Source organism: Xanthomonas arboricola pv. populi (assembly GCF_002939945.1).
GTDB classification, from domain to species: domain Bacteria; phylum Pseudomonadota; class Gammaproteobacteria; order Xanthomonadales; family Xanthomonadaceae; genus Xanthomonas; species Xanthomonas arboricola_A.
Genome location: NZ_MDEB01000002.1, coordinates 590,730 through 614,985, shown reverse-complemented (window position 1 = coordinate 614,985; position 24,256 = coordinate 590,730). Strand labels below are relative to the sequence as shown.

The 24,256-nt window shown below is 64.7% G+C and carries 21 protein-coding genes; 20 read left to right on the top strand and 1 reads right to left on the bottom strand.

The genetic code is table 11. From position 1 onward, the window contains the following. Positions 1-220 precede the first annotated feature (220 nt). The 20 genes from XaplCFBP3123_RS09230 to XaplCFBP3123_RS09135 all read left to right on the top strand — a co-directional run bounded on the left by XaplCFBP3123_RS09230 (position 221) and on the right by XaplCFBP3123_RS09135 (position 21,841). Positions 221-919, top strand: a complete 699-nt coding sequence (locus tag XaplCFBP3123_RS09230; RefSeq protein ID WP_172453184.1) for a polysaccharide biosynthesis/export family protein — start codon at positions 221-223, stop codon at positions 917-919. Further along, positions 901-2,340 carry a GumC family protein gene (locus XaplCFBP3123_RS09225; RefSeq protein ID WP_104533750.1) on the top strand — a complete coding sequence of 480 codons (1,440 nt, stop codon included), beginning with the start codon at positions 901-903 and terminating at the stop codon, positions 2,338-2,340. Before XaplCFBP3123_RS09230 ends, XaplCFBP3123_RS09225 begins: the two co-directional genes overlap by 19 nt. Positions 2,341-2,583: 243 nt before the next feature. Beyond that, positions 2,584-4,038: an undecaprenyl-phosphate glucose phosphotransferase gene (locus XaplCFBP3123_RS09220; RefSeq protein WP_104533749.1), complete on the top strand. Its 1,455-nt coding sequence runs from the start codon at positions 2,584-2,586 to the stop codon at positions 4,036-4,038. A 94-nt stretch (positions 4,039-4,132) separates the two neighbouring features. Further along, the gene (locus XaplCFBP3123_RS09215) at positions 4,133-5,419 is read left to right on the top strand and encodes a polysaccharide biosynthesis protein GumE (RefSeq protein WP_172453170.1); all 1,287 of its coding nucleotides are present in this window, start codon (positions 4,133-4,135) and stop codon (positions 5,417-5,419) included. Next, on the top strand, positions 5,416-6,507 hold the full coding sequence (locus XaplCFBP3123_RS09210) for an acyltransferase family protein (protein WP_104533747.1): 1,092 nt from the start codon (positions 5,416-5,418) through the stop codon (positions 6,505-6,507). The genes XaplCFBP3123_RS09215 and XaplCFBP3123_RS09210 overlap by 4 nt, the downstream gene beginning before the upstream one ends. Positions 6,508-6,520: 13 nt before the next feature. Then, positions 6,521-7,609, top strand: a complete 1,089-nt coding sequence (locus tag XaplCFBP3123_RS09205) for an acyltransferase family protein (RefSeq protein ID WP_104533746.1) — start codon at positions 6,521-6,523, stop codon at positions 7,607-7,609. A 67-nt stretch (positions 7,610-7,676) separates the two neighbouring features. Further along, positions 7,677-8,819 (top strand): glycosyltransferase family 4 protein, encoded by a 1,143-nt coding sequence (locus tag XaplCFBP3123_RS09200; protein ID WP_104533745.1) that lies wholly within the window; start codon positions 7,677-7,679, stop codon positions 8,817-8,819. Further along, a complete protein-coding gene (locus XaplCFBP3123_RS09195; protein WP_104533744.1) occupies positions 8,816-9,865 on the top strand; it encodes a glycosyltransferase in 1,050 nt (349 codons plus the stop codon). Before XaplCFBP3123_RS09200 ends, XaplCFBP3123_RS09195 begins: the two co-directional genes overlap by 4 nt. A gap of 17 nt (positions 9,866-9,882) precedes the next feature. Further along, positions 9,883-11,367, top strand: coding sequence for a lipopolysaccharide biosynthesis protein (locus tag XaplCFBP3123_RS09190; protein WP_104533743.1), 1,485 nt, complete (start codon positions 9,883-9,885; stop codon positions 11,365-11,367). Between the two features lie 64 nt (positions 11,368-11,431). Continuing rightward, positions 11,432-12,631, top strand: coding sequence for a glycosyltransferase family 1 protein (locus tag XaplCFBP3123_RS09185; protein ID WP_104533742.1), 1,200 nt, complete (start codon positions 11,432-11,434; stop codon positions 12,629-12,631). A 36-nt stretch (positions 12,632-12,667) separates the two neighbouring features. Continuing rightward, positions 12,668-13,462, top strand: a complete 795-nt coding sequence (locus XaplCFBP3123_RS09180) for a polysaccharide pyruvyl transferase family protein (protein WP_104533741.1) — start codon at positions 12,668-12,670, stop codon at positions 13,460-13,462. Positions 13,463-13,466: 4 nt separating this feature from the next. Continuing rightward, entirely contained in the window at positions 13,467-14,258 is a 792-nt protein-coding gene (locus XaplCFBP3123_RS09175) for a WecB/TagA/CpsF family glycosyltransferase (protein ID WP_104533740.1), read from the top strand. 35 nt (positions 14,259-14,293) lie between these two features. Continuing rightward, on the top strand, positions 14,294-14,755 hold the full coding sequence (locus XaplCFBP3123_RS09170) for a cupin domain-containing protein (protein WP_104533739.1): 462 nt from the start codon (positions 14,294-14,296) through the stop codon (positions 14,753-14,755). A 79-nt stretch (positions 14,756-14,834) separates the two neighbouring features. Then, positions 14,835-15,854, top strand: a complete 1,020-nt coding sequence (locus XaplCFBP3123_RS09165; protein ID WP_104533837.1) for a TraB/GumN family protein — start codon at positions 14,835-14,837, stop codon at positions 15,852-15,854. Between the two features lie 135 nt (positions 15,855-15,989). Then, a complete protein-coding gene (locus tag XaplCFBP3123_RS09160) occupies positions 15,990-17,021 on the top strand; it encodes a 3-oxoacyl-[acyl-carrier-protein] synthase III C-terminal domain-containing protein (RefSeq protein WP_172453169.1) in 1,032 nt (343 codons plus the stop codon). A 35-nt stretch (positions 17,022-17,056) separates the two neighbouring features. Next, on the top strand, positions 17,057-17,905 hold the full coding sequence (locus XaplCFBP3123_RS09155) for an MBL fold metallo-hydrolase (protein WP_104533738.1): 849 nt from the start codon (positions 17,057-17,059) through the stop codon (positions 17,903-17,905). Further along, a complete protein-coding gene (locus XaplCFBP3123_RS09150) occupies positions 17,902-18,861 on the top strand; it encodes an NAD-dependent epimerase/dehydratase family protein (RefSeq protein WP_104533834.1) in 960 nt (319 codons plus the stop codon). Before XaplCFBP3123_RS09155 ends, XaplCFBP3123_RS09150 begins: the two co-directional genes overlap by 4 nt. Beyond that, positions 18,852-20,006: a glycosyltransferase family 21 protein gene (locus tag XaplCFBP3123_RS09145; RefSeq protein ID WP_104533835.1), complete on the top strand. Its 1,155-nt coding sequence runs from the start codon at positions 18,852-18,854 to the stop codon at positions 20,004-20,006. Before XaplCFBP3123_RS09150 ends, XaplCFBP3123_RS09145 begins: the two co-directional genes overlap by 10 nt. After that, positions 19,984-20,595 (top strand): hypothetical protein, encoded by a 612-nt coding sequence (locus XaplCFBP3123_RS09140; protein ID WP_104533737.1) that lies wholly within the window; start codon positions 19,984-19,986, stop codon positions 20,593-20,595. The genes XaplCFBP3123_RS09145 and XaplCFBP3123_RS09140 overlap by 23 nt, the downstream gene beginning before the upstream one ends. Then, positions 20,585-21,841 carry a glycosyltransferase gene (locus XaplCFBP3123_RS09135; RefSeq protein WP_104533736.1) on the top strand — a complete coding sequence of 419 codons (1,257 nt, stop codon included), beginning with the start codon at positions 20,585-20,587 and terminating at the stop codon, positions 21,839-21,841. Before XaplCFBP3123_RS09140 ends, XaplCFBP3123_RS09135 begins: the two co-directional genes overlap by 11 nt. 137 nt (positions 21,842-21,978) lie before the next feature. On the opposite strand, the gene dxs is transcribed toward XaplCFBP3123_RS09135, so the two are convergent. Continuing rightward, positions 21,979-23,895: a 1-deoxy-D-xylulose-5-phosphate synthase gene (gene dxs, locus XaplCFBP3123_RS09130; protein ID WP_104533833.1), complete on the bottom strand. Its 1,917-nt coding sequence runs from the start codon at positions 23,893-23,895 to the stop codon at positions 21,979-21,981. Between the last annotated feature and the right edge of the window lie 361 nt (positions 23,896-24,256).

Here is a 24,256-nt window from a genome sequence, read left to right as displayed (position 1 = left end):
CGACGAACTTGAATCAATAGGCCAACGCCGTCAAAAAAATGGCGAGCAGCGTCTTGCGATGCGTTGGTTCTATGCCATAGTGCACTGCAACACGTCACACCTGTCGTGATCCCGAGCGTCTTGGGATGAATTTCTCTGTCGTACGTTCTTGCTGGCGTGTTGGCCGGTCGAATGCTGCGCGAGGTCCTGTCCCACCCAACCGAGGCAGCCAGCCACACGCATGAAAAAACTGATCGGACGATTTTGCCAAGGCCTCAGCCTGGCGTTGATCTGCTCGATGGCACTGAGCGCATGCAGCACCGGTCCGAAGATGGCGGATTCTCTGCCGCTTCCGGATCCGCTCGCGATGTCCGCAGTGCAACCGGAGTATCGACTCGCCCCAGGCGACTTGCTGTTGTTCAAAGTGTTCCAGGTCGATGATCTGGAGCGGCAGGTCCGCATCGATCAGAACGGCCATATCTCGCTGCCGTTGATCGGCGACGTCAAGGCGGCCGGTCTGGGTGTCGGCGAGCTGGAAAGGCTGGTGGCAGAACGCTACGCCGCCGGCTATCTGCAGCAGCCGCAGGTGTCGGTATTCGTGCAGGAATCCAATGGTCGCCGGGTGACGGTGACCGGTGCGGTCGACGAGCCGGGCATCTATCCGGTGATCGGCGCAAACCTGACACTGCAGCAGGCCATTGCGCAGGCCAAGGGTGTCAGCACGGTGGCCAGCCGCGGCAACGTCATCGTGTTCCGCACCGTCAACGGGCAAAAGATGATTGCCAGATTCGATCTGACCCAGATCGAGAAGGGTGCCAACCCGGACCCTGAGATCTACGGCGGCGACATCGTTGTGGTGTACCGCTCGGACGCACGCGTCTGGCTGCGCACCATGCTGGAACTGACCCCCCTTGTGATGGTGTGGCGCGCTTACCGATGAGTATGAATTCAGACAATCGTTCCTCCCCGTCTCATCGTCATGGGCATCTCGAGCTGGCCGACGTCGGCTTGCTCGACTACTGGCACGCTTTGGTGTCGCAGCGCTGGTTGATCATCCTGATCACCGTTGCGGCCGTGGTGCTGGCGTTTGGCGTCACCCTGCTGATGCCGGAGAAATACCGCGCCATCAGCACACTGCAGATCGAGCGCGACTCGCTCAATGTGGTGAACGTCGACAATCTGATGCCGGTGGAATCGCCGCAGGATCGCGACTTCTACCAGACCCAATACCAGCTGCTGCAGAGCCGCTCGCTGGCCCGTGCGGTGATCCGCGAAGCCAAGCTCGATCAGGAGCCGGCGTTCAAGCAGCAGGTCGACGAAGCGCTGGAAAAGGCCGCTGCCAAGAATCCGGAAGCCGGCAAGTCAGTCGACTCGCGCCAGGCGATCGTCGAGCGCAGCCTCACCGATACCCTGCTGGCCGGACTGGTGGTCGAGCCGATCCTCAATTCGCGCCTGGTCTACGTCAACTACGATTCGCCGGACCCGGTGCTGGCTGCCAAGATCGCCAACACCTACACCAAGGTCTTCATCGTCAGTACCCAGGAACGTCGCATCAAGGCGTCGTCGTTTGCGACCAAGTTCCTGGCCGAGCGCCTGGAGCAGTTGCGCGACAAGGTGGAGGACTCGGAGAAGAATCTGGTCTCTTATTCCACCGACGAGCAGATCGTGTCGGTGGGCGACGACAAGCCATCGCTTCCGGCGCAGAACCTGAGCGACCTCAATGCGATGCTGGCATCGGCGCAGGACACCCGCATCAAGGCCGAAGCAGCCTGGCGTCAGGTCAGCAGCGGTGATGCGATGTCGCTGCCACAGGTGCTGAGCAACCCGCTGATCCAGAGCTTGCGCGGCGAGCAGATCCGCTTGAACACCGAATATCAGCAGAAGCTGTCGACCTTCAAGCCGGACTATCCGGAAATGCAGCGCCTGAAGGCGCAGATCGAAGAGTCGCGTCGCCAGATCAATGGCGAGGTCATCAATATCCGCCAGTCGCTGAAGGCGACATACGACGCGTCGGTGCATCAGGAGCAGTTGCTCAACCAGCGCATCGCCGGACTGCGGAACGATGAGCTGGATCTGCAGAGCCGCAGCATCCGCTACAACATGCTCAAGCGCGACGTCGATACCAACCGCCAGCTCTACGATGCGCTCCTGCAGCGCTACAAGGAGATCGGTGTGGCGAGCAATGTCGGCGCCAACAACGTGACCATTGTCGATACCGCAGACGTGCCTACGTCGAAGACTTCGCCGAAACTCAAATTGAACCTCGCGCTAGGCTTCATCTTTGGCGTATTCCTTGGTGTGGCTGTGGCTCTTGTGCGCTACTTCCTGCGTGGCACGGCAGCGCAGACGCGGGTGGACTGACATCGTGGTGTTGCACAACGATGGTTAATTGAAGTGACAACTGATTCAGCGTGGAAAAGGTTGGATCCCGTATGTTTCGGGCTCCTTCGTTTGAAAGTTTGTCTCTGTTGAAACAAAGGGCTGTCGTGCGATCTGGGGTCGGTAGGTATTACCGCGGTGATCGCTCGACGGAGATGATTGAAAGCTCGCGTGCGATTCGTATGTTCCCCCGCATGCGCCGTATCGAGTTTGGAGGACATCCCCATGCTTTTGGCAGACTTGAGTAGCGCGACTTACACCACATCCTCGCCGCGATTGTTGTCCAAGTATTCGGCTGCAGCCGATCTTGTCCTGCGCGTCTTCGACCTCACCATGGTCGTGGTCTCCGGGCTAATCGCCTATCGCATCGTCTTCGGCTCCTGGGTGCCTGCAGCACCGTATCGGGTCGCCATCGCCACCACGCTGTTGTATTCGGTGATCTGCTTTGCGCTGTTCCCGCTGTATCGCAGCTGGCGCGGTCGCGGGCTGTTGAGCGAGCTGATGGTGCTGGGTGGCGCGTTCGGCGGCGTATTTGCGCTGTTCGCGGTGCACGCACTGATCGTGCAGGTTGGCGAGCAGGTCTCGCGCGGCTGGATCGGCCTGTGGTTCGTCGGTGGCCTGGCCTCGCTGGTGGCGGCCCGCACGGTGCTGCGCGGCTTCCTGAACCACCTGCGCACCCAGGGTGTGGACGTGCAGCGGGTGGTGGTGGTGGGTCTGCGCCACCCGGTAATGAAGATCAGCCACTACCTCAGCCGCAATCCTTGGGTCGGCATGAACCTGGTCGGCTACTTCCGCACGCCGTACGACATCGCCGTGACCGAGCAGCGTCAGTCGCTGCCGTGCCTGGGCGACCCGGATGCGCTGATCGAGTATCTGCAGGACAACCAGGTCGAGCAGGTGTGGATCTCGCTGCCGCTGGGCGAGCGTGACCACATCAAGCAGCTGCTGCAGCGTCTGGATCGCTATCCGATCAACGTGAAGCTGGTGCCGGATCTGTTCGACTTCGGTCTGTTGAACCAGTCCGGCGAGCAGATCGGCAACGTGCCGGTGATCAACCTGCGCCAGGGCGGTGTGGACCGCGACAACTACTTCGTGGTCGCCAAGGCGCTGCAGGACAAGATCCTGGCCGTGATCGCGCTGATGGGTCTGTGGCCGCTGATGGCTGCGATTGCCGTCGGTGTGAAGATGAGTTCGCCGGGTCCGGTGTTCTTCCGCCAGCGTCGTCATGGCCTGGGTGGCCGCGAGTTCTACATGTTCAAGTTCCGCTCGATGCGGGTGCATGACGACCACGGCACCACCATCCAGCAGGCGACCAAGAACGACACCCGTATCACCCGTTTCGGTGCGTTCCTGCGCCGCAGCAGCCTGGACGAGTTGCCGCAGATCTTCAATGTGCTCGGTGGCAGCATGTCGATCGTGGGGCCGCGTCCGCACGCCGCGCAGCACAACACCCATTACGAAAAGCTGATCAATCACTACATGCAGCGCCACTACGTCAAGCCGGGCATCACCGGTTGGGCGCAGGTCAATGGCTTCCGTGGCGAAACCCCGGAGCTGCGTACGATGAAGAAGCGCATCCAGTACGACCTGGACTACATCCGTCGCTGGTCGCTGTGGCTGGATATCCGCATCATCGTACTGACTGCAGTACGTGTGCTCGGACAGAAGACCGCGTACTGATGATGGCGGGGAGTGTGCGACCTGGCGCGCCGAGCGCCGCGGGCGGCTGCATCGCAGCCGCCCCTCTCAAGCAGGCGTATGCATGCTGATCCGAATGAGCGACAAGGCCCGCATTCGCTGGCACAACCTGCTGATCGAGCTGACGCTGCTGGTCGGCGTCGGTTACAACCTGGTGCTGGCGCTGATCAACGCGAATGTGTTCACCGTCCGTCCGGTGATCACTTACGCGGTCGAGTTCATGGTCTACGCCGCGTGTTTCCTGCTCGGCCTGGGCTCGATGAGCCGCAAGCGCATTGCATTGATCATCAGCGGCCTGGGACTGATCGTCACCTTGATGTTCGTGCGCTTCCTGGTGAACTGGCAGATCGATCCGAAGTTCTTCCGCGACGCGCTGGTGGTGTTTGCGTTCGTGGTGCTTGGTTCGGCTTATACCGGGTCGGTGCCCAAGCTGTTCGTGCGCATGACCATCATCGTGTCGCTGGTTGCGGCGTTCGAATTGGCGATGCCCAGCGCCTACGGCGATCTGGTCAACCCGAAGAGCTTTTTCGTCAACGCACGCGGCATGAGCGCGGAAGGGTTCTGGAACGAAGACAGCAACCTGTTCGTCAGCGCCACGCGACCGGGCGAGCGCAACTTCCTGCCGGGCTCCAATCTTCCCCGTGCCTCCTCGATGTTCATCGAGCCGGTGACGATGGGCAACTACATCTGCTTCTTTACCGCGATCGTGCTGGTGTTCTGGCGCTGGATGCGGCCGGCGATGCTGATTCTGTCGGTCGGCCTGATCGGTTTCATGATCGTGGCTTCCGACGGCCGACTTGCTGCGGGCACCTGCGTGCTGATGGTGCTGCTGTCGCCGCTGTTGAAACGCCTGGATCAACGCCTGGCGTTCCTGGTCTTTCTGATCGTGATCATGACTGCGTGGTTGCTGGTGTGGATCACCGGGATCACCGCCTATCAGGACAACACGATGGGCCGGGTGTTCTTTACCGTCAATTCGATGAACAACCTGTCCTTCAACTCGTGGATGGGCCTGGACTTTGCGCAGGCGTACCGTTACTTCGACAGCGGCATTGCCTACTTCATCGCATCGCAGTCGATCGTCGGCGTGCTCGCATTCCTGCTGTCGTATTCGTTCCTGTTGTTGATGCCGAGCAAGGAAGGGCAGTTGTTCAAGAACCAGGCGATCTTTGCGTTCGCGTTGAGCTTGCTGGTGTCCAACGGCTATTTCTCGATCAAGACGTCGGCATTGTGGTGGTTCGTGTGCGGCTGCCTGTGGCATATGCGGCCGACCTGGTCCGCTGCAACCGTTGCGCAGCTGCCCAGACAGGATCCGGCCGACGACCAGACGCGATTGCCACTGCCCGCAGGAGGCGCGCGATGAGCGTGGCGGCGACGCAAGCGCCGCAGCCGGCCGCACCGGTCGTCGGCGCGTACGTTGCCACCGGTGGGCGCAGCCGCGACCCGCGGATCGATGCCACCAAGGCGCTGGCGATTCTGCTGGTGGTGTTCTGCCACGCCAAGGGCGTGCCGCAGGCGATGACGTTGTTTGCCTACAGCTTTCATGTGCCGCTGTTTTTCATGGTGTCCGGCTGGCTGGCATCCGGCTATGCGTCGCGGACCACCGGGTTGCCGCAGACGATCAGCAAGCAGGCGCGCAGTCTGTTGCTGCCGTACGTGACGTTTTATCTGCTCGGTTACGCGTACTGGTTGCTGACGCGCAATATCGGCGAGAAGGCGGCACGATGGGGCAGCCATCCGTGGTGGGAGCCGATCGTGGCGATGTTCACCGGCATTGGACCCGATCTGTATGTGCAGCCTCCGCTGTGGTTCCTGCCGGTGATGCTGGTGACGGTGCTGAGCTATGTGGTGCTGCGCCGCTGGATGTCGCCGGCTGTGATCGCGGTGGCGTCGTTGATCCTGGCCTGGTGCTGGATGCGCTGGTTTCCAGGCCAGCAGGTGCGACTTTTCTTCGGCCTGGACGTACTGCCCGTGTCGCTGTGTTTTTACGCGTTGGGCGCCTTGCTGATCCACGCTTCCGCACGTCTGCCGACCTCCCTTTCGGTGAGCGCGCTGGCGACGGTGTTGTTGGCGTTGCCGGTGGCCTGGCTGGCCGATCGTAATGGCCGGATCGATGTCAACATGCTGGAATTCGGTCGTAACCACGCCGGGTTCGTGATCGGTGCGGTACTCGGCTCATTGATGGTGATCTGTGCGGCACGGTTGGTGCAGGGCTGGGCATGGATGCAGTGGATCGGCCGCAATACCTTGCTGATCCTGTGCACCCACATGCTGGTGTTCTTCGTGCTCTCCGGTGTCGCGGCGCTGGCTGGTGGGTTCGGTGCCTCGCGCCCGGGCCTGGGATGGGCATTGTTCGTGACGGTGTTTGCGCTGCTGGCCTGCGTGCCGCTGCGCTGGCTGCTGATGCGTTTTGCGCCGTGGACCCTGGGTGCCCGCCCGGTGGCGGCATGAGCGGCGCTGCGCCATGACCACCGCGCCGTATTCCAGCGCAGCCGGGCACGGTGACCTGGCGGCCAAGGCCGCGCCAGCGCCCGCCTTGACCCGCGATTGGCAGATCGATGCAGCAAAGGCGCTGGCCATCGTCCTGGTGGTGTTGGGGCATGCCAACGGCATGCCGGCCGCCTACAAGTTGTTCGCCTACAGTTTTCATGTCCCGCTGTTTTTCGTGCTGTCCGGCTGGGTCGGCGAGCGCTTCGGCCACCGCGCGATGACGGTGGCGACGATCAGGAAGCTGGCGCGTACGTTGCTGGTTCCCTACCTTGCGTTTTTCCTGGTGGCCTACGCCTGCTGGTTGCTAATGGGAGTGACCAGCCGTGCGGCGCATCCATCGCATGTGCTGCCGTGGTGGGATCCGTTCGTCGGTCTGTTCTGGGCCAACGGCACGCGTCTGTATGTGCTTCCGGCGTTGTGGTTCCTGCCGGCCTTGTTCGTCACCACGCTGGCCTATCTGGCCTCGCGCACGCGCCTGACGACGGCGGCCCTGGCTGCAGCCAGTCTGTTGCTCGCATTGGCGTGGGCGGGCTGGTTTCCGTCATTGCACCTGCGGCTCCCGTTCGCGCTGGATGTATTGCCCGTTGCGCTGTTCTTCATCGCCGTGGGCGGATGGCTGTCGCGCTATGCCGATGCACTGCGCGCGCTTGGCGCTTCGGTCTGGGCGTTGGCCCTGCCGGTGCTGGCGGTCGCGTGGTGGTGGCTGGCCGGATGGAACGGACAGGTGGATGTGAACAATCTGCAGTTCGGGCATTCCGCTGCGGCGTTCCTGTTGGTCAGCCTGCTGGGCACCGCAATGACCTTGTGTGTGGCGTATTTCGTTCGACAGTGGCGTTGGCTGCAGTGGGTCGGTGGCAATACCTTGCTGATCCTGTGCACGCATACCTTGGTGTTTCTGGTGCTCACCAGTGTGGTGGCACGAACGGGTGTGATCGCACCCAGCACGATCGGCACACCGGCCTGGGCGATGGGCCTTGGCGCGGTTGCTGTCGCTATCAGTGTGCCGATGCGCGCCGTGCTGGTGCGCGTTGCGCCGTGGATGTTGGGATTGAAACGTAAATGACGAGCTTCCAGAATGATCAGCCGAGCATGCAGATGCGTCTGCGTCGCTGGCACAGGAGATTGGCGTAATGAAAGTGGTGCATGTCGTCCGCCAATTTCACCCTTCGATCGGAGGCATGGAGGAAGTCGTTCTCAATGTGGCCCGTCAACATCAGGCCACCAGCGCCGATACGGTGGAGATCGTGACCCTGGATCGGGTGTTTACCGATCCGGGTGCGCAGCTTGCGGCGCATGAGACCCATCAGGGCTTGCCGATCCGACGCATCGGTTATCGCGGCTCGTCGCGTTATCCGTTGGCGCCGTCCGTGCTGAGCGCGATCCGTTCGGCCGATCTGGTGCATCTGCATGGCATCGATTTTTTCTACGACTATCTGGCGCTGACCAAGCCGCTGCATGGCAAGCCGATGGTGGTGTCCACGCACGGCGGCTTCTTCCACACCGCGTATGCCTCGCGGATGAAGCAGCTGTGGTTTCAGACGCTCACCCGCACCTCGGCGTTGGCGTATGCGCGGGTGATCGCCACCAGCGAAAACGATGGCGAGCTGTTCGCCAAGGTGGTGTCGCCGGCACGTTTGCGGGTGATCGAAAACGGCGTGGACGTGGAGAAATACGCGGGGCAGGGCGCAGCGACGCCGGGGCGGACCATGATGTATTTCGGCCGCTGGTCGGTGAACAAGGGCCTGATCGAAACCCTGGAGCTGCTGCAGGCGGTACTCAAGCGCGATCCGCAGTGGCGCTTGATCATCGCCGGGCGCGAATACGATTTGAACGAGGCCGATCTGCGCAAGGCAATCGCCGAGCGGGGCTTGCAGGACAAGGTGCAGCTCAGCATGTCGCCCTCGCAGGAGCAGTTGCGCAGCCTGATGCAACAGGCGCAGTTCTTCGTCTGCCTGTCGCGCCACGAAGGCTTCGGCATCGCCGCGGTCGAGGCGATGAGTGCAGGTCTGATTCCCATCCTCAGCGATATCCCGCCGTTCGTGCGTCTTGCCAGCGAATCGGGCCAGGGCGTGATCGTCAACCGCGACAGGATCGCTGCGGCCGCAGACCAGGTGCAGGCGCTTGCGCTGCAGGCGGATGTGGACTTCGATACGCGTCGTGCAGCGTCCATGGCGTACGTGAGCCGCTACGACTGGAAGCATGTGGTTGGGCGCTATGTCGACGAGTACCACACCGCGTTGGGCACACGCCGTCCGCAGGAGGCAGTGCGATGAGCGCGCCTGCATCGGCAGCGACTGCGCGGTCTCCCACGCAGCCGCAGGTCACCGTGCTGTTTTCCACCGAAAAGCCCAGTGCCAGCACCAATCCGTATCTGACCCAGCTGTACGCGTCGCTGCCCGATGCAGTGCAGCCGCGCTTCTTTTCGATGCGCGATGCGCTGTTGTCGCGCTACGACGTGCTGCATCTGCATTGGCCGGAGTATCTGCTGCGCCATCCCAGTGCGGTCGGCACCCTGGCCAAGCAGGTGTGTGCGGCACTGTTGCTGCTCAAGCTGCAGCTGACCGGCACGCCGGTGGTGCGTACCCTGCACAACCTGGCGCCGCACGAGGATCGTGGCTGGCGCGAGCGCGGCCTGTTGCGCTGGATCGATGGGCTGACGCGTCGCTGGATCCGCATCAACGCAACCACGCCGCCGCGGCCGCCATTCACCGACACCATCCTGCACGGACACTATCGCGAGTGGTTCGCAAAGATGCCGCAAGGTACGCCGGTTCCTGGGCGGCTGCTGCACTTCGGCCTGATTCGCCCGTACAAGGGCGTGGAAACGCTGCTGGAGGTGATGGGTCAGGTCGACGATCCGCGCCTGAAGCTGCGTATCGTCGGCAACCCGGCCACGCCGCAGATGCGTAGCCTGGTGGAGGAGGCCTGCGCGCAGGATCCGCGTGTGAGCGCCTTGCTGGCGTATGTCGAAGAACCGGTGCTGGCACGCGAAGTCAGCCAAGCCGAGCTGGTGGTGCTGCCGTATCGGCAGATGCACAACTCCGGCACCTTGTTGCTGGCGTTGTCGCTGGCGCGCCCGGTGCTGGCGCCGTGGAGCGAATCCAATGCGGCGATCGCCGAAGAAGTCGGTCCGGGGTGGGTGTTTCTCTACGAGGGAGAATTCGATGCGGCATTGCTGACCGGTATGCTGGACCAGGTGCGCGCCGCGCCACGCGGGCCGGCACCGGATCTATCGCAACGTGACTGGCCACGGATCGGACAGCTGCACTACCGCACCTACCTGGAAGCGCTCGGCAAGGATGGAGACGCCGCGCTGTGACCGCAGAGATCCCAACGATGAATTCCCCCACGCCGCCGCCACAGCGCAGCCTCGGTTCGCGCGCCGCCGGTGGCGCAGCGGTGACCATGATCGGTCAGTCGGCCAAGATGGTCGTGCAGTTCGGCGGCATCATCCTGCTGGCGCGCTTGCTGACCCCTTACGACTACGGCCTGATGGCAATGGTGACCGCGATTGTCGGTGCGGCCGAGATCCTGCGCGATTTCGGCCTGTCTGCCGCTGCCGTGCAGGCCAAGCATGTCAGCCGCGAGCAACGCGACAACCTGTTCTGGATCAACAGCGGCATCGGCCTGTCGCTGTCGGTGGTGGTGTACGCCTCTGCTCACGTGATCGCCAATTTCTACAAAGAACCGGACCTGGTGACGATTTCCCAGGCGCTGGCGGTGACCTTCCTGATCAACGGCATGACCACGCAGTACCGCGCGCATTTGAGCCGCGGGCTGCGTTTTGGCCAGGTTGCGCTCAGCGATGTGGGATCGCAGGTGCTGGGCCTGGGCGCTGCCGTCGCTGCCGCGTTGCTGGGCTGGGGGTACTGGGCGCTGGTGGTGCAGCAGGTGGTGCAGGCAGTGGTCAATTTCATCATCGCCGCGAGCTGCGCGCGCTGGTTGCCGGGCGGGTATCAACGCTCGGCGCCGATGCGCGACTTCATGAGCTTCGGTTGGAACCTGATGGCCGCGCAGTTGCTGGGCTATGCCAGCCGCAACGTCGGCCAGGTCATCATCGGTTGGCGCACCGGCCCGGACGCACTGGGCCTGTATAACCGCGCGTTCCAGTTACTGATGATGCCGTTGAATCAGATCAACGCACCTGCCACCAGCGTGGCGTTGCCGGTGCTGTCGCAACTGCAGGACGACCGCGAACGCTTCAGCGCCTTCCTGCTGCGCGGGCAGACGGTGATGGTGCACCTGATCGTTGCGCTGTTCGCCTTCGCATGTGCGCTGGCCATGCCGCTGATCGTGCTGGTGCTCGGCGAGCAGTGGCGCGAGGCCGTGCCCCTGTTCCAGGTGCTGACGCTGGGCGGTATTTTCCAGACTGCGTCCTATGCAACCTACTGGGTGTTCCTTGCCAGGGGCCTGATGCGCGCGCAGTTGCTGTTCTCGCTGGTCAGCCGCATCGTGCTGATCGGCTGCATCTTCGTCGGCTCGCGCTGGGGCGCGATGGGCGTGGCGATCGGCTATTCGTTCGGTCTGCTGGTGACCTGGCCGTTGTCGCTGGTCTGGGTCGGCAAGATCTCTGACGCGCCGGTGGGCGCATTGTTCACCAATGCGGTGCGCGCGATGACCGCATACGGCGTGGCGGGGGTGTGCGCCTATTACGCATCCATCACCGTCGGTGGCCCGCTGTGGCAGCAACTGGCCGTTGGTGCGGCCACGATGGCGGCGGTCTGTCTGCTGGCGTTGGCGATCTGGCCGGCGTTCCGTCGCGACGTCATCGCCATCCTCAACATCCGCAAGTTGCTGAAGCAGGCCAAGGCACGCCAATGAGAACGACATCGCCTTCGCCTACGTTCTTGCATGCTTTCTCCCACTCATCCATAGGACACGGCCCATGAGCGATACACCCGCCGCCGCTTCCGGCATTCGCCGGCCTTGCTATCTGGTCCTGTCCGCCCACGATTACCGCACGCCACGGCGCGCCAACATCCACTTCATCACCGATCAGCTCGCGCTGCGCGGCACCACGCGTTTTTTCTCGCTGCGCTATAGCCGGCTGTCGCGCATGAAGGGCGATATGCGGCTGCCGCTGGACGACACTGCCAATACCGTGGTGTCGCACAAGGGCGTGGAGTGCTATCTGTGGCGCACGACGGTGCATCCGTTCAACACGCGCCGCGCCTGGCTGCGTTCTGTCGAAGATGCGATGTTCCGTTGGTATGCCGCGCACCCGCCGCGCCAGTTGCTGAACTGGATGCGCGAGGCGGACGTGATCGTGTTCGAAAGCGGTATCGCGGTGGCCTTCATCGAGCTGGCCAAACGCGTCAATCCGGCAGCGAAGCTGGTCTATCGCGCTTCCGATGGCCTGAGCACGATCAATGTCGCGTCCTACATCGAGCGCGAGTTCGATCGGGTTGCACCGACACTCGATGTGATCGCGTTGGTGTCGCCGGCAATGGCGGAGGAAGTGGCAAGCCGCGACAACGTGTATCACGTCGGTCACGGTGTGGATCACAACCTGGATCAGCTGGGTGACCCATCGCCGTATGGCGAGGGCATCCATGCGGTCGCGGTGGGCTCGATGTTGTTCGATCCGGACTTCTTCGTGGTTGCCAGCAAGGCGTTCCCGCAGGTCACGTTCCATGTGATCGGCTCGGGCATGGGCCGGCACCCCGGCTATGGCGACAACGTGGTCGTCTATGGCGAGATGAAGCACGCCGAGACCATCGGCTACATCAAGCACGCCCGTTTCGGGATCGCGCCTTACGCATCCGAGCAGGTACCGGTGTATCTGGCCGATAGTTCGATGAAGTTGCTGCAATACGATTTCTTCGGCCTGCCTGCGGTGTGTCCGAATGCCGTCGTGGGGCCGTATCAATCGCGTTTCGGCTACACTCCCGGCAACGGTGAGTCGGTCATTGCAGCCATCAGTCGCGCGCTGGAAGCACCGCGCGTGCGTTACCGCCAATGCCTGAATTGGTCCGATACCACCGACCGCGTACTGAATCCCGGTGCGTATCCGGAAACCCGCTTGTACCCGCAGCCAGATGGCGCAGCTGTGCGTGCTTCTTCGGAGGCCGCGCTCTCGCATTGATGCCGCGCACCCAACTTTAGAAGGAGACACCTCGTTATGGCCAATGCTTTGCTGCAGAAATGGATCGAACATGCGGAACGCCGTGCTTTGTTCTGGTGGCAGCCGAAGAACGCTGGCGTCAACATGGGCGATCATCTGTCCAAGGTGATTGTGTCCTGTGTGCTCTCCTTGCAGGACAAGACGCTGATCGAGAAGCGCGATCTCAGCAAGAAGCTGATCGCCATCGGGTCGGTGCTGCATTTCGCCAAGGACGGCGACACCGTCTGGGGTAGCGGCATCAACGGCAAGATTCCCGCCGAGCGAAATACCTTCAGTACGCTCGATGTGCGTGCGGTGCGTGGCCCGAAAACGCGTCAATTCCTGCTCGATCGCGGGATCGCGGTGCCGGAGGTCTATGGTGACCCCGGTCTGCTGACACCGATGTTTTTCCCGGCCGATGCGCTGGGCACGGCGAACAAGCGCCCCTTCGCCATCGTTCCGCATTTCAACGAGCCGATCGAGAAGTACAGCGCGTACGCGGATCATCTGGTATTTCCCAACGTCAAGCCTGCGACGTTCATGAGTGCGTTGCTGGGCGCCGAGTTGGTGATCAGCAGCTCGCTGCACGGGCTGATTCTTGCCGAGGCATACGGGATTCCGGCGGTGTACCTGGACTGGGGCAACGGCGAGGATCGCTTCAAGTACGACGACTACTACAACGGCACCGGACGCATGCAGTGGCACTCGGGCAACAGCGTGGAAGAGTGCCTGGAGCTTGGCGGTAACGGCGATTTCGACCTGGAAAAACTGCAGGCCGGGCTGCTGGCCGCGTTTCCTTACGACCTTTGGTGATTCGATGATGCAGGGCCGGCACGTGGATACGGAGACGACAGCAACCGCCGACGCGACGCCGCAGGGCGTGGTGATTCCGCTCGGCGGATTTCCGGTGCTCTCCACCACGCAGGAAGCGTTTGCACTGGAGTTGTTTCACGCGTTGGCCGCCCGGCAACCACGCCGGGTGTTTTTTGCCAACACCAATTTCATCGTGCAATGCCAGGCACTGCGCCTGCGCATGCGCGAGCCCAGCGTGCGCATCGTCAATGACGGCATCGGCATGGATCTGGCAGCACGCCTGATCCATGGCCGCCGCTTTGCCGGCAACCTCAATGGCACCGACCTGATTCCATATCTATGTCGCCAAGCCGCGCAGCCGCTCAAGTTCTTCCTGCTCGGCGGTCGCCCGGGCGTGGGCAAGACCGCTGCCGCGACCTTGACCGGGACACTGGGCCAGCAGGTGGTGGGCATGTGCGACGGCTACGGCGAATTTGCCGCAGCCGGCGAGGGCCTGGCCGAGCGCATCAATCGCTCGGGCGCCGACGTGCTGCTGGTGGCCTTCGGCAACCCGCTGCAGGAGCGCTGGATCCTGGATCACAGCCAGGCCTTGAACGTGCCCCTGGTGTTCGGTGTCGGCGCGTTGCTGGATTTCCTGTCCGGCACCGCCAAACGTGCGCCGGATTGGGTACGTCGCCTGCATATGGAGTGGATGTACCGGCTGCTCAACGAGCCGCGTCGTCTGCTCAAGCGCTATAGCTGGGATTTGCTGGTGTTCTTCCGCACCTGCCTGCGTGCGGGCAAGCAACTGCCGTGATGCACGCGCGGCGTTGGCTGGCTTAGCATCTAGGCATGCATCCGACCGCCGCCAACCTGATCCGTTCGCTCGAACTCGCCCCGCATCCCGAGGGCGGGCATTTCCGTCGTGTGTATGCGTCTGCGCGCCAGGTGACCGAGGGTGGCCCGCCGCGCCCGGCGTTGACCGCCATCCGCTTCCTGCTCGCTGCCGGCGAATCCAGCGCCTGGCATCGCGTGGATGCGGACGAAAGCTGGCATTGGCAGCAAGGCGATGCGCTGGAGCTGTCGATCTACGACGAGGCCAGCGGACAGCTGCAACGCCTGATTCTGGATGCCGCCGGGCGCGGCGAGCCGATGCACGTGGTGCCAGCAGGGTGCTGGCAGGCGGCGCGGTCGCTTGGTGATTTCACCCTGGTGGGCTGCACGGTCTCGCCGGGGTTCGTGTGGGAGGGGTTCGCACTGCTCGACGGCGCCTCGCCGCTGGCTGTGCAGCTGGCCAGCCTGGACCCACGCTGAGCCATCGGCGAACGTTTCCCTAACGCGGCCATGGCCGGCTTGGCGTAGTGTCCGCCTCTCACACAGGGGGCGAGACGTGATGCAAGGCCAGCGGGCGGTATGCGGCGTGGGAGCGATGCTGGTCTCGTTGCTGGCGGCCGCCAGCGATGGAACGAAGCCGCAGGCGGCCGCGCCGTCGCCACCGGCCGTGGTCGACCTGGAAGCGATGGTGGTACGCGGCGTGCAGCCCGGCCCGGGTTTGTGGAAGGTCAGCAAGGGCGATCATGTGCTGTGGATCCTGGGCACCGTGTCGCCACTGCCGAAGCGGCTGCAGTGGCGGTCGACCGAGGTGGAAACGATCATCGCCCAGTCGCAGCAGGTGCTGATGGCACCGACCGTCCAGATCGATGCGGACATGGGGTTGTTCGGCAAATTGACCTTGCTGCCCTCGGCGATGAAGGCGATGAAGAACGAGGACGGCCGCGAACTGCGCGAGCTGCTGCCGGCCGAGCTGTATGCGCGCTGGTCGGTTGCCAAGGCACGCTATCTCGGCAGCGACCGTGGAGTGGAGCGCAAACGCCCGATGCTTGCCGCCGGTGAGTTGTATCAGGCGGCGATCAAGCGCTCCGGCCTGGCACGCTCGCCGGTGATCTGGTCGGTGGTGGAGCGTGCCGCCAAGCGTGCCGGGATCAAGCCGACCCCCACCGCACTGGATTACAAGATCGCCGACCCGCGCCAGGCCATCAAGGAGTTCCGCGCCGGCGGCATGGACGATACCGCGTGCTTTCGCAGCATCCTGGTCACCGTCGAGCGCGACCTGCCCACGATGGTCGAGCGCGCCAACGCCTGGTCGGTGGGCGACATCGAGGCACTGCGCCAGTTGCCACGCGAAGATCCGCAAGCGGCCTGCATGAGCGCCATGGCCAGTTCCGGCGCCGCCAGGAAGCGCGGCATCGACGATCTGGAACGGCGCATGCGCGAGCACTGGTTGAGCATCGCCACCGCCGCGCTGCAACGCAATCGCAGCACCTTCGCGGTGCTGCCGATCAGCCGGCTGATCGCGACGGATGGCTATCTGGCGCGACTGCAGGCGCTGGGATACGTGGTGGACGCGCCCTGAAACGTGGGCACGCATGCGCGTCGATCGTGGACTGGAACGAGGTGGTGAGCGGCTGAGCGCTCGCTGTCCTCGCCGGCAGGCGGTGCGCACCGCGCGATCCGGTGACCGATCGGCCCGGCCCACGCCCGCCACGGTATGCTGCGCGCCTTGTCCAACGAGACCTCCGTGTTGAACGCATTGCCGCTGCGCATTCTGGGCACCGGGCGCCATGTCCCCGCCACGGAGGTGACCTCGCAACAGCTGGATCAACGCTGGCAGCTGCCGGCGGGCACCACCTTCGCGCGCTCGGGGGTGGCCACGCGCCATTACGTGGGCGAGGGCGAGACGGCCTCGTCGATGGGTGCGGCAGCGGCGACCCAGGCGCTGGCAAGCGCGGGCATCGACGCCGGTCAGATCGATTGCCTGATCTCGGCCTGCAGCGTCATGGAGCAGCCGATTCCCTGCCAGGCGGTGCTGATCCAGCGCGCGCTCGGGCTGGGCGATTCGGGTATTCCTGCCTTCGACATCAACGCGACCTGCCTGAGCTTTCTGGTGGCGCTGGACATGGCCGCGAATGCGTTGGCGCTCGGGCGCTACCGACACGTGTTGATCGTCTCCAGCGAGGTGGCATCGCGCGGGCTGGATGCGTCTGCGCCGGCCACGGCCGGCTTGTTCGGCGATGGTGCGGCAGCAGTGGTCGTGGCGCGCAGCGCCGCCGATGATGGCTCGGCACTGCTGTCCAGCCGCCTGGCCAGCTATGGCGATGGCGCGGAGCTGTGCCGCATTCGCGGCGGCGGCACCCGCTATCCGCGCGGCGAAGAACAGTCGCCCGATGCCTTGCGCACCTTCAGCATGGATGGGCGTGGCGCCTATCGGTTCGCGGCACGCCATCTGCCTGCATTCTGGGAACAACTGCTGTGCGAGGCCGGCACCACCACCGCAGCGTTGCGCTGCCTGGTCCCGCACCAGGCCTCCGGTGGCGGTCTGGAGCATGTGGTGCAGGCGCTGGGGCTGCGTCCCGATCAGGTGATTCGCATCCTGCGGGCCACCGGCAACCAGGTCGCCGCATCGCTGCCGCATGCCTTGCATCACGCCCGGGTCGAGCAACGCGTGCAGCGCGGCGATCTGTTCGCGCTGCTCGGTACCGGTGCCGGGCTGGCGATCGGCGGCATGGTGTTGCGGTACTAGGGCGTGTGCGCATGTTCCGACCAGGTCGCGCCCTGATGCCGCCGCGCGTGTCGCTTGAGTTGCTGCGCATCGGCCATTGCCGCCATTGCGAGCGCATGGTGCGTGCGGACGGCCACTGGCATGCCGTGGAATTCCCCGCGTTGAGCGTGCTGATCCGGCATCCGCAGCGCGGCGCGCTGTTGTACGACACCGGCTATGCCGCGCATTTTTTCCGCGCGACCGATCCCTGGCCCGAGCGCCTGTATCGCTGGACCACGCCGGTGCGCTTGCCCGCGCACGAAACGCTGGGCGCACAGCTGGCACGCCGTGGTGTGCAGCTGGAGGAGATCGCCTGGTGCCTGATTTCGCATTTTCATGCCGACCATGTCGGCGGTCTGTGCGATCTGCCGAACGCGCGCTTCATCTGCCTGCGCGCGGACTATCAACAGTTGCGCAATTGTTCGCGCGTCGGCGGCCTGCGGCGTGCCTTGTTGCCGCAGCTGTTGCCGGCCGATTTCGATCGACGCCTGCAGTTTGCCGAGCAAGCGCCGTTGCGCGCGCTGACCGGCGCCTGGCAAGGCCTTGGCGCGGCCTACGATCTATTCGAAGACGGCAGCGTGCTGGCCGTGCCCTTGCCCGGGCACGTGCCCGGGCAGATGGGCCTGTGGTTGCGCGATCAACACGACCGCGAGGTGTTGCTGTGCGCCGACGCGGTGTGGTCGTCGGCGACCTGGGCGACGCTGCAGTGGCCCGCCTGGCCCACGCGGTTATTGATGCACGATTGGCACGCGTTCCGACGCACCGTGCAGCAGCTGCACGCGCTGTCGCTTGCACATCCCGAGTTGGCCATCCTGCCTTCGCATTGCCAACCCAGTCTTGACCGTTATCAACCGGAGTGGCGATGAGCCTGCGTATTCTCGTGACCGGCGCATCCGGCTTTGTCGGTGGCTCCTTCCTGCGACGTTTTCAGGGGCAGCCGGGTGTGGAGATCCACGGCATCGGTCGTCGTGCCAGCGATCTGCCCAACTACCATCGCATCGATCTGAGCCAGCCGTTCTCGCTACAGTGGCAGCCGGATGTAGTGATCCACGCCGCGGCATTGGCCTCGCCGTGGGGCACGCGCGCGCAGTTCCAGCGGCACAACGTCCAGGCCACCGCCAACGTCATCGCGTTCTGCAAGCGCCATGGCTGTCCGCGTCTGCTGTATGTGTCGTCCAGTTCGGTGTTTTATCGCGAGGAACATCAATACGACCTCAGCGAAGAGAGCCCGATCGGGCCGCAGTTCGTCAACACCTATGCGCAAACCAAGTATCTGGGTGAAACCTTGCTCGACGCGTATCCGGGCGACACCTCCGTGCTGCGCCCGCGTGCGGTGTTCGGGCCCGGGGACACGGTGCTGTTCCCGCGCGTGATCGCCGCTGCGCGCAAGGGGGCGCTGCCACGCTTCGTCGGCCAGACGCAGCCGGTGATCGGCGACCTGATCTACATCGATACGCTGTGCGATTACCTCTATCGCGCTGCGACGGCGCCGCAGTTGCAGCCGGCCTACAACCTCACCAATGCGCAGCCGGTGGATCTGCAGCAGCTGTTGCTGGACCTGCTCACGCGCCTGCAGCTGCCGCTGCCGCGACGCGAGGTGCGCATCGCCACTGCGCTGCGCATGGCCAGCGTGGTGGAGGCGGCATATCGCGTGCTGCGCCTGCGCGGTGAACCGCCGATCACCCGCTTTGGCGTGGGCGCGTTCGCCTATTCCAAGACCTTCGATCCACGACGCACGCTCGCCGATCTCGGGCCTCCCAGCGTCAGTCTGGAACAGGGTATCGAGGCATTCGTGCGTTGGCAGGCGGCGCAGTGGGCGTAGTCGTCCTGGGACTGGCAGCTGCCTATCTGGCGGTGCTGACGGTCAAGACGGCTGCGGTGCTGTGGGTGATGCGTGGTGCGCGTGCGCGGCCACCGGGTGGCGCCAACGCAACCCCGGCGGAGGTGGCGATTCTGCAGCCCGTGCTGGGTGGCGATGCGCATTTGCAGCAGGTGCTTGCCGCCAATCTGCAAGCGTTGTCCGACGCGCAGTTTGTCTGGTTGCTGGATGCAGACGATATCCCGGGAAATACCGTTGCCGACGCCTTGGTCGCACTGCATCCGCATGTCCGCATCGAGCGCATGCAGGTGCCGGCCGCGCCAGCCGGCATCAACCCCAAGGCCTGGAAGCTCGACCACGCGCTGGCGCATGTGCGCGCGCCGGTCAGCCTGATCCTCGACGACGATGCACAGTTGAGCAGTGATGCGCTCGCACGCTTGTTGCAGGATCTGACCGACGCAGATGTGGTCACCGCATTGCCGTACTACCAGGACAGCACCACGCTGGCAGGCCGGCTGTTGTCGCAGTTCGTCAACAACAACGCGGCACTGACCTATCTGGGTTGGCTGCCGTTCGCCGCGCCGCTGACCATCAACGGCATGTGCTATGCCGCGCGGACCGAGCAACTGCGCGCCTGGGGCGGGTTTGCCGCGTTACTGCAGCAGCTCACCGACGATCTGGCCGTTGCCACGTTGGTGCGTGAGCGCGGCGGGCGACTGCACCAATCCATCGCGCCGGTGGCGATGCGCACCGCGATGCCGGATCTGGCCAGCTACGCGCGCCAGATGCACCGATGGATGCTGTTCGCGTCGATCCTGCTGCGTCGGCAGACAGTGGGCGTGGGCCTGGCCATCGGCCTGCTGCAGGGGCTGCCGCCGTTGTTGCTGCTGGCCTTGCTGGCCTTCGCCTGCCTGCAGGCGAGCTGGCCGGTAGTGGCCTGTGTGCTGTGCATCGTGCTGCTGCGTGCGCTGCTGCTGTGCCTGGTGCAATGGCGGGTGACCGGCGCGGTGCGCCACCGTCCGCTGCTGTCGGTTGTTGCGGAGTGCCTGCAGCCGCTGCATCTGCTGCATGCTGCGCTGGTGCGCACGATCCGCTGGCGCACCCGGCGTTATCGCGTGTTGCCGGATGGGCGTTTTCGTGCGGACTGACGGCGCCACTCTGCAGATTGCCTTCCTCACCGGGCAAAGCGATCCGGAGCGCTGCGCGTTGAGCGGGGAACAACGGCAGTTTCTGCAGCAGCTACACGGCGCGGGCCGGCGGCTGATCGACTGCAATTATCCGTATCGCTCCGCGGGCCCACCGCACCGGCGCACACCGCTGTGGCGCGCCAGCGTCTCCAACGCGCGCCAGTATCTGGCAGCGCGCGCCGCACGCGTTGCGGCTGCCGATCGCATGCGCGTGGTGGCGCTGCTGGAGCAGGCGCCGACGACGGTGCTGTTGGCCGGCAGTTGTGGCCTGCAGTTGCTGACAGGGTTACAACTGCCGCAAGCGCTGCGCGCGCGTCTTGCGGTGTTCGCCTATGGCCCGGTGTGCAGTGCGCCTGCGCCGTTCGGACAGCTGCGTCTCGTCCAGGGCAGCGGCGACTGGATCTCGCGCACGCTGTTCGGCGGTGCGCCAGATCTGACCCCTGCGTGCGGGCATATGGACTATCTGCGCGATGCGACGGTGCTGGCCGATTGCCTGGCCTTTATCGCGCAGCTCGAGCAGGCAGTGCAGGGGAGGGAACATGCGCATTGATCTGATCGCGCCGCCGTATAGCGGGCATCTGCATCCGATCCTGGCGATCGCCCGGCAGTTGGCGCCACATCACGAGGTCCACGTCATCAGCACGCCGGCGGCGCTGGCGCGCATCCATGCCTGCGGGCTGAGCGGCGTCGGCGTGCTGGATGCGCAAGCCGACCGACACTTGCTCGACATCGCCAATCCGCCGCATGCGGTGGGCCACAATCCCTTGCGGCTGCGCCGACAGCTGCACAGCGCGCTTGGTCTGATGGCGCGGGTGGGCGATGCGGTACGGCAGCGCTGGCGCGACCACAGGCCGGACCTGGTGATCGCCGATTTCACCTTGCCCAGCGCGGGATTGGCGGCGCAGGCGATGGGCATCGCCTGGTGGAGCAGCATGCCGTCGCCATGCGTGATCGAAACCGGCGACGGGCCTCCGGCGTATTTCGGCGGCCTGCTTCCGCCATCCACGGCAGCGCAGCGGATCTGGCAGGCGATGGCGCGGCGGCTGACGCGTGGATTCAAACGGAGCCTGCACCTGTGTTATCGCCGTCGGATGCGCGCATCCGGATTGCCGGCGATCTATCGCAGCGACCGCAGCGAGGCGGTGTATTCGCCGCACTGCATCCTGGCCCTGGGGTTGCCGTCGTTCGAGTTGGCACGGCGCTGGCCGGCGGCGGTGCGCTTCGTCGGGCCGCAGCTGTGCACGCCGCCAGCGACGGTTGCGCCGCCGCAGTTCGTCTCCGGGCGTCGGCATGTGCTGGTGACGCTGGGCACGCATCTGCAATGGGTCAAGCAGCGGATGGACCAGGTGCTGCGTGCCGTGGCGGTGCAGCTTCCGCAGGTGATCTTCCATTTCAGCGATGGCGATACCGCCGCCCCGCCAGCGCAGACGCACGGCAACTACCAGCGTCTGCCGTACGTGGACTACGCGCAGCAGCTGCATCGCTACGATCTGGTCGTCCATCATGGCGGTGCCGGCATCCTGTATGCCTGCCTGGCTGCGGGACTGCCGTCGATCGTCTATCCGCTGGATTACGATCAGTTCGACCATGCCGCGCGCCTGCAGCGCGCAGGTGCGGCGTTGTGGCTGCGCGAGCTGGATGGTCTGCCTGCGCTGTTGCGCGAGGCACTTGCCACCACCGGGCTGCCAGCGGGCGTGCGTGGATTGCAGACAGAGCTGCACGCCATCGATGCGCAGGCGCGCATCGTGCGGCTGGTGGAGGTGTTTGCACGCACCGGTGCGGTGACGCAGGTTTAATACGTTATTGCGCGGGACCGGGTCGCGTTTCGCGTCAATGTATCAGCGTCAACACGCGGCATACGGCCCCACTGGCATAGGCAGGCGATTCTGCAACCGCCTGCCGCAACTCCCGCCGCATGCAACCAGCGCAGGCCTCAGCCTGCAGCGGCATTCAACGCGGGCGGCTTGCCTGCCATCAACTGCGGCCAGCGCTTGAGCACCGCGGCGCGGATGCCGGCCTGGTCGATGCCGGCTTCGGCCAGCAGGTCTTCGCGGCTGGCGTGGTGTTGGAAGCTGTCCGGCAGGCCCAGGTGCAGCATCGGCATGCTGACCGCTTCGGCGTTGAGCAGTTCTGCCACGCCGGAACCGGCGCCGCCGGCAACGACGTTGTCTTCGATGGTGACGAAGCCTTCGTGGCTGCTGGCCAGCTCCAGCAGCATGGCTTTATCGAGCGGTTTGACGAAGCGCATGTTGACCACGGTCAGGCCGAGCTCGCGGCCGACCGCTTCTGCCGCATCCACGCCTGCGCCGAAACCCAGCAAGGCGATGCGTGTGCCGCTATGACGCAGCTGCGCCTTGCCGATCGGCAAGCTGGTGAGCGATGCGTCGAGCGCGCTGCCCGGGCCGGTGCCGCGCGGGTAGCGCACTGCCGCCGGGCCTTCGTAACGCACGCCGGTGGTCAGCATCTGACGGCATTCGGCCTCGTCGGCCGGCGCCATCACCACCATGTGCGGGACGCAGCGCAGGAAGCTCAGGTCCAGGTTACCGGCGTGAGTGGCGCCATCCGGGCCGACCACGCCGCCGCGGTCGATCGCGAACAGCACGTCGAGCTTCTGCACCGCGACGTCGTGCACCAGCTGGTCGTAGCCGCGCTGCAGGAAGGTGGAGTAGATCGCCACCACCGGTTTGGCGCCCTGGGTCGCCATGCCGGCGGCCAGCGTCACCGCGTGTTGCTCGGCGATCGCCACGTCGAAATAGCGCTGCGGATATTCCTTGCTGAAACGCACCAACCCGGAGCCTTCGCGCATCGCCGGAGTGATCACCAGCAGCTTGGGCTCGGCCGCGGCCATGTCGCAGACCCAGTCGCTGAAGACATCGGTATAGGTCGGCTTCTTGGCGCCGGCCTTGGCGACCAGGCCCTTGCTCGGGTCGAACGGACCCACGGCGTGGTAACCGATCTGGTCGCCTTCGGCCAGCTCGTAACCCTTGCCCTTGGTGGTGATGACATGCAGTAGCTGCGGGCCCTTGAGCGTCTTCAGGGTCTTCAGTGCGCCGACCAGGCCGGGCAGGTCGTGGCCGTCGATCGGGCCGGTGTAGTGGAAGCCCATTTCCTCGAACAGCGTGGACGGCACGAACATGCCTTTCCAGTGTTCTTCCCAGCGCCGCACGAACCGCGCGGTGGGGTTGTTCTTCTTGTCGCCGAGGATCTTCTTGCCGCCCTCGCGGATGGCGTTGAGGGTGCGGCTGCCGCTGGCACGCCCCAGCATCTTGGTCAGCCCGCCCACCGCTTCGGAGATCGACATGCGGTTGTCGTTGAGGATCACCAGCAGGTTCGGCTCCGGGTCCATGCCGCCGGCATGATTGAGCGCCTCGTAGACCATGCCCGCGGTCATCGCGCCGTCGCCGATCACCGCCACCACCTTGCGCTCGTCGCCATTGCACTGCGCGGCGATCGCCATGCCCAGCGCGGCCGAGATCGAGGTCGAGGAATGACCGACGCCGAAGGTGTCGTAGACGCTCTCTTCGCGCTTGGGGAACGGCGCCACGCCGTCCTTCTGCTTGACCGTGTGGATCTGGTCGCGGCGGCCGGTGAGGATCTTGTGCGGGTAGGTCTGATGGCCCACATCCCACACCAGCTGATCGACCGGGGTCTGATACAGGTAGTGCAGGGCGACGGTGAGTTCGATCACGCCCAGGCCGGCCGCAAAATGCCCGCCGCTCTTGCCCACCGATTCGATGAGGTAGGCACGCAGTTCTTCGGCGATCGCGGTGAGATCGGCCTCGTCGAAAGTGCGCAGATCGTCGGGGGTCTGGATGCGGGACAGGCGCGGATAGCGGGTGGAGTCGATCATCATCGTGTCAATGTTCTGAATCCGTATTGTCCTCCCCATGCGAAGGCCCGGCAAGCAAACCGGTTCAGCTGTCAGCGGGAAGTGATGGCAGCGCCCGTCGGCAGTGCAGGCGCGCGTGCCGAGTGCTCAGGGCTGCGGCAATCTGCCGCACCCGGGTCAGGGGCACGGATCAGGGGTCGGGGGTGTTGCGTGGACGTTCGTAGGGCTCTCGGGTGGAGCCAGCGCGCAGTGGGAGGAGAGGCGCGGGCGATGGGTCGTCGTGAACCGACGCGCTCGACACGGTATGCGACGCCTTCTCCCGGTCGGCCGAGACCGACGCTCGTACTCGGCGCTCAAGCCGGATCGTCGTGCCGAGCCAGCA

Excerpts from the sequence above, each read along its gene's own strand:
- XaplCFBP3123_RS09230 (WP_172453184.1), top strand. The coding sequence starts at position 221 with ATGAAAAAACTGATCGGACGATTTTGCCAAGGCCTCAGCCTGGCGTTG.
- XaplCFBP3123_RS09220 (WP_104533749.1), top strand. The coding sequence starts at position 2,584 with ATGCTTTTGGCAGACTTGAGTAGCGCGACTTACACCACATCCTCGCCG.
- XaplCFBP3123_RS09215 (WP_172453170.1), top strand. The coding sequence starts at position 4,133 with ATGAGCGACAAGGCCCGCATTCGCTGGCACAACCTGCTGATCGAGCTG.
- XaplCFBP3123_RS09210 (WP_104533747.1), top strand. The coding sequence starts at position 5,416 with ATGAGCGTGGCGGCGACGCAAGCGCCGCAGCCGGCCGCACCGGTCGTC.
- XaplCFBP3123_RS09205 (WP_104533746.1), top strand. The coding sequence starts at position 6,521 with ATGACCACCGCGCCGTATTCCAGCGCAGCCGGGCACGGTGACCTGGCG.
- XaplCFBP3123_RS09200 (WP_104533745.1), top strand. The coding sequence starts at position 7,677 with ATGAAAGTGGTGCATGTCGTCCGCCAATTTCACCCTTCGATCGGAGGC.
- XaplCFBP3123_RS09195 (WP_104533744.1), top strand. The coding sequence starts at position 8,816 with ATGAGCGCGCCTGCATCGGCAGCGACTGCGCGGTCTCCCACGCAGCCG.
- XaplCFBP3123_RS09190 (WP_104533743.1), top strand. The coding sequence starts at position 9,883 with ATGAATTCCCCCACGCCGCCGCCACAGCGCAGCCTCGGTTCGCGCGCC.
- XaplCFBP3123_RS09185 (WP_104533742.1), top strand. The coding sequence starts at position 11,432 with ATGAGCGATACACCCGCCGCCGCTTCCGGCATTCGCCGGCCTTGCTAT.
- XaplCFBP3123_RS09180 (WP_104533741.1), top strand. The coding sequence starts at position 12,668 with ATGGCCAATGCTTTGCTGCAGAAATGGATCGAACATGCGGAACGCCGT.
- XaplCFBP3123_RS09175 (WP_104533740.1), top strand. The coding sequence starts at position 13,467 with ATGATGCAGGGCCGGCACGTGGATACGGAGACGACAGCAACCGCCGAC.
- XaplCFBP3123_RS09170 (WP_104533739.1), top strand. The coding sequence starts at position 14,294 with ATGCATCCGACCGCCGCCAACCTGATCCGTTCGCTCGAACTCGCCCCG.
- XaplCFBP3123_RS09165 (WP_104533837.1), top strand. The coding sequence starts at position 14,835 with ATGCAAGGCCAGCGGGCGGTATGCGGCGTGGGAGCGATGCTGGTCTCG.
- XaplCFBP3123_RS09160 (WP_172453169.1), top strand. The coding sequence starts at position 15,990 with ATGCTGCGCGCCTTGTCCAACGAGACCTCCGTGTTGAACGCATTGCCG.
- XaplCFBP3123_RS09155 (WP_104533738.1), top strand. The coding sequence starts at position 17,057 with ATGCCGCCGCGCGTGTCGCTTGAGTTGCTGCGCATCGGCCATTGCCGC.
- XaplCFBP3123_RS09150 (WP_104533834.1), top strand. The coding sequence starts at position 17,902 with ATGAGCCTGCGTATTCTCGTGACCGGCGCATCCGGCTTTGTCGGTGGC.
- XaplCFBP3123_RS09140 (WP_104533737.1), top strand. The coding sequence starts at position 19,984 with ATGGGCGTTTTCGTGCGGACTGACGGCGCCACTCTGCAGATTGCCTTC.
- XaplCFBP3123_RS09135 (WP_104533736.1), top strand. The coding sequence starts at position 20,585 with ATGCGCATTGATCTGATCGCGCCGCCGTATAGCGGGCATCTGCATCCG.
- dxs (WP_104533833.1), bottom strand. The coding sequence starts at position 23,895 with ATGATCGACTCCACCCGCTATCCGCGCCTGTCCCGCATCCAGACCCCC.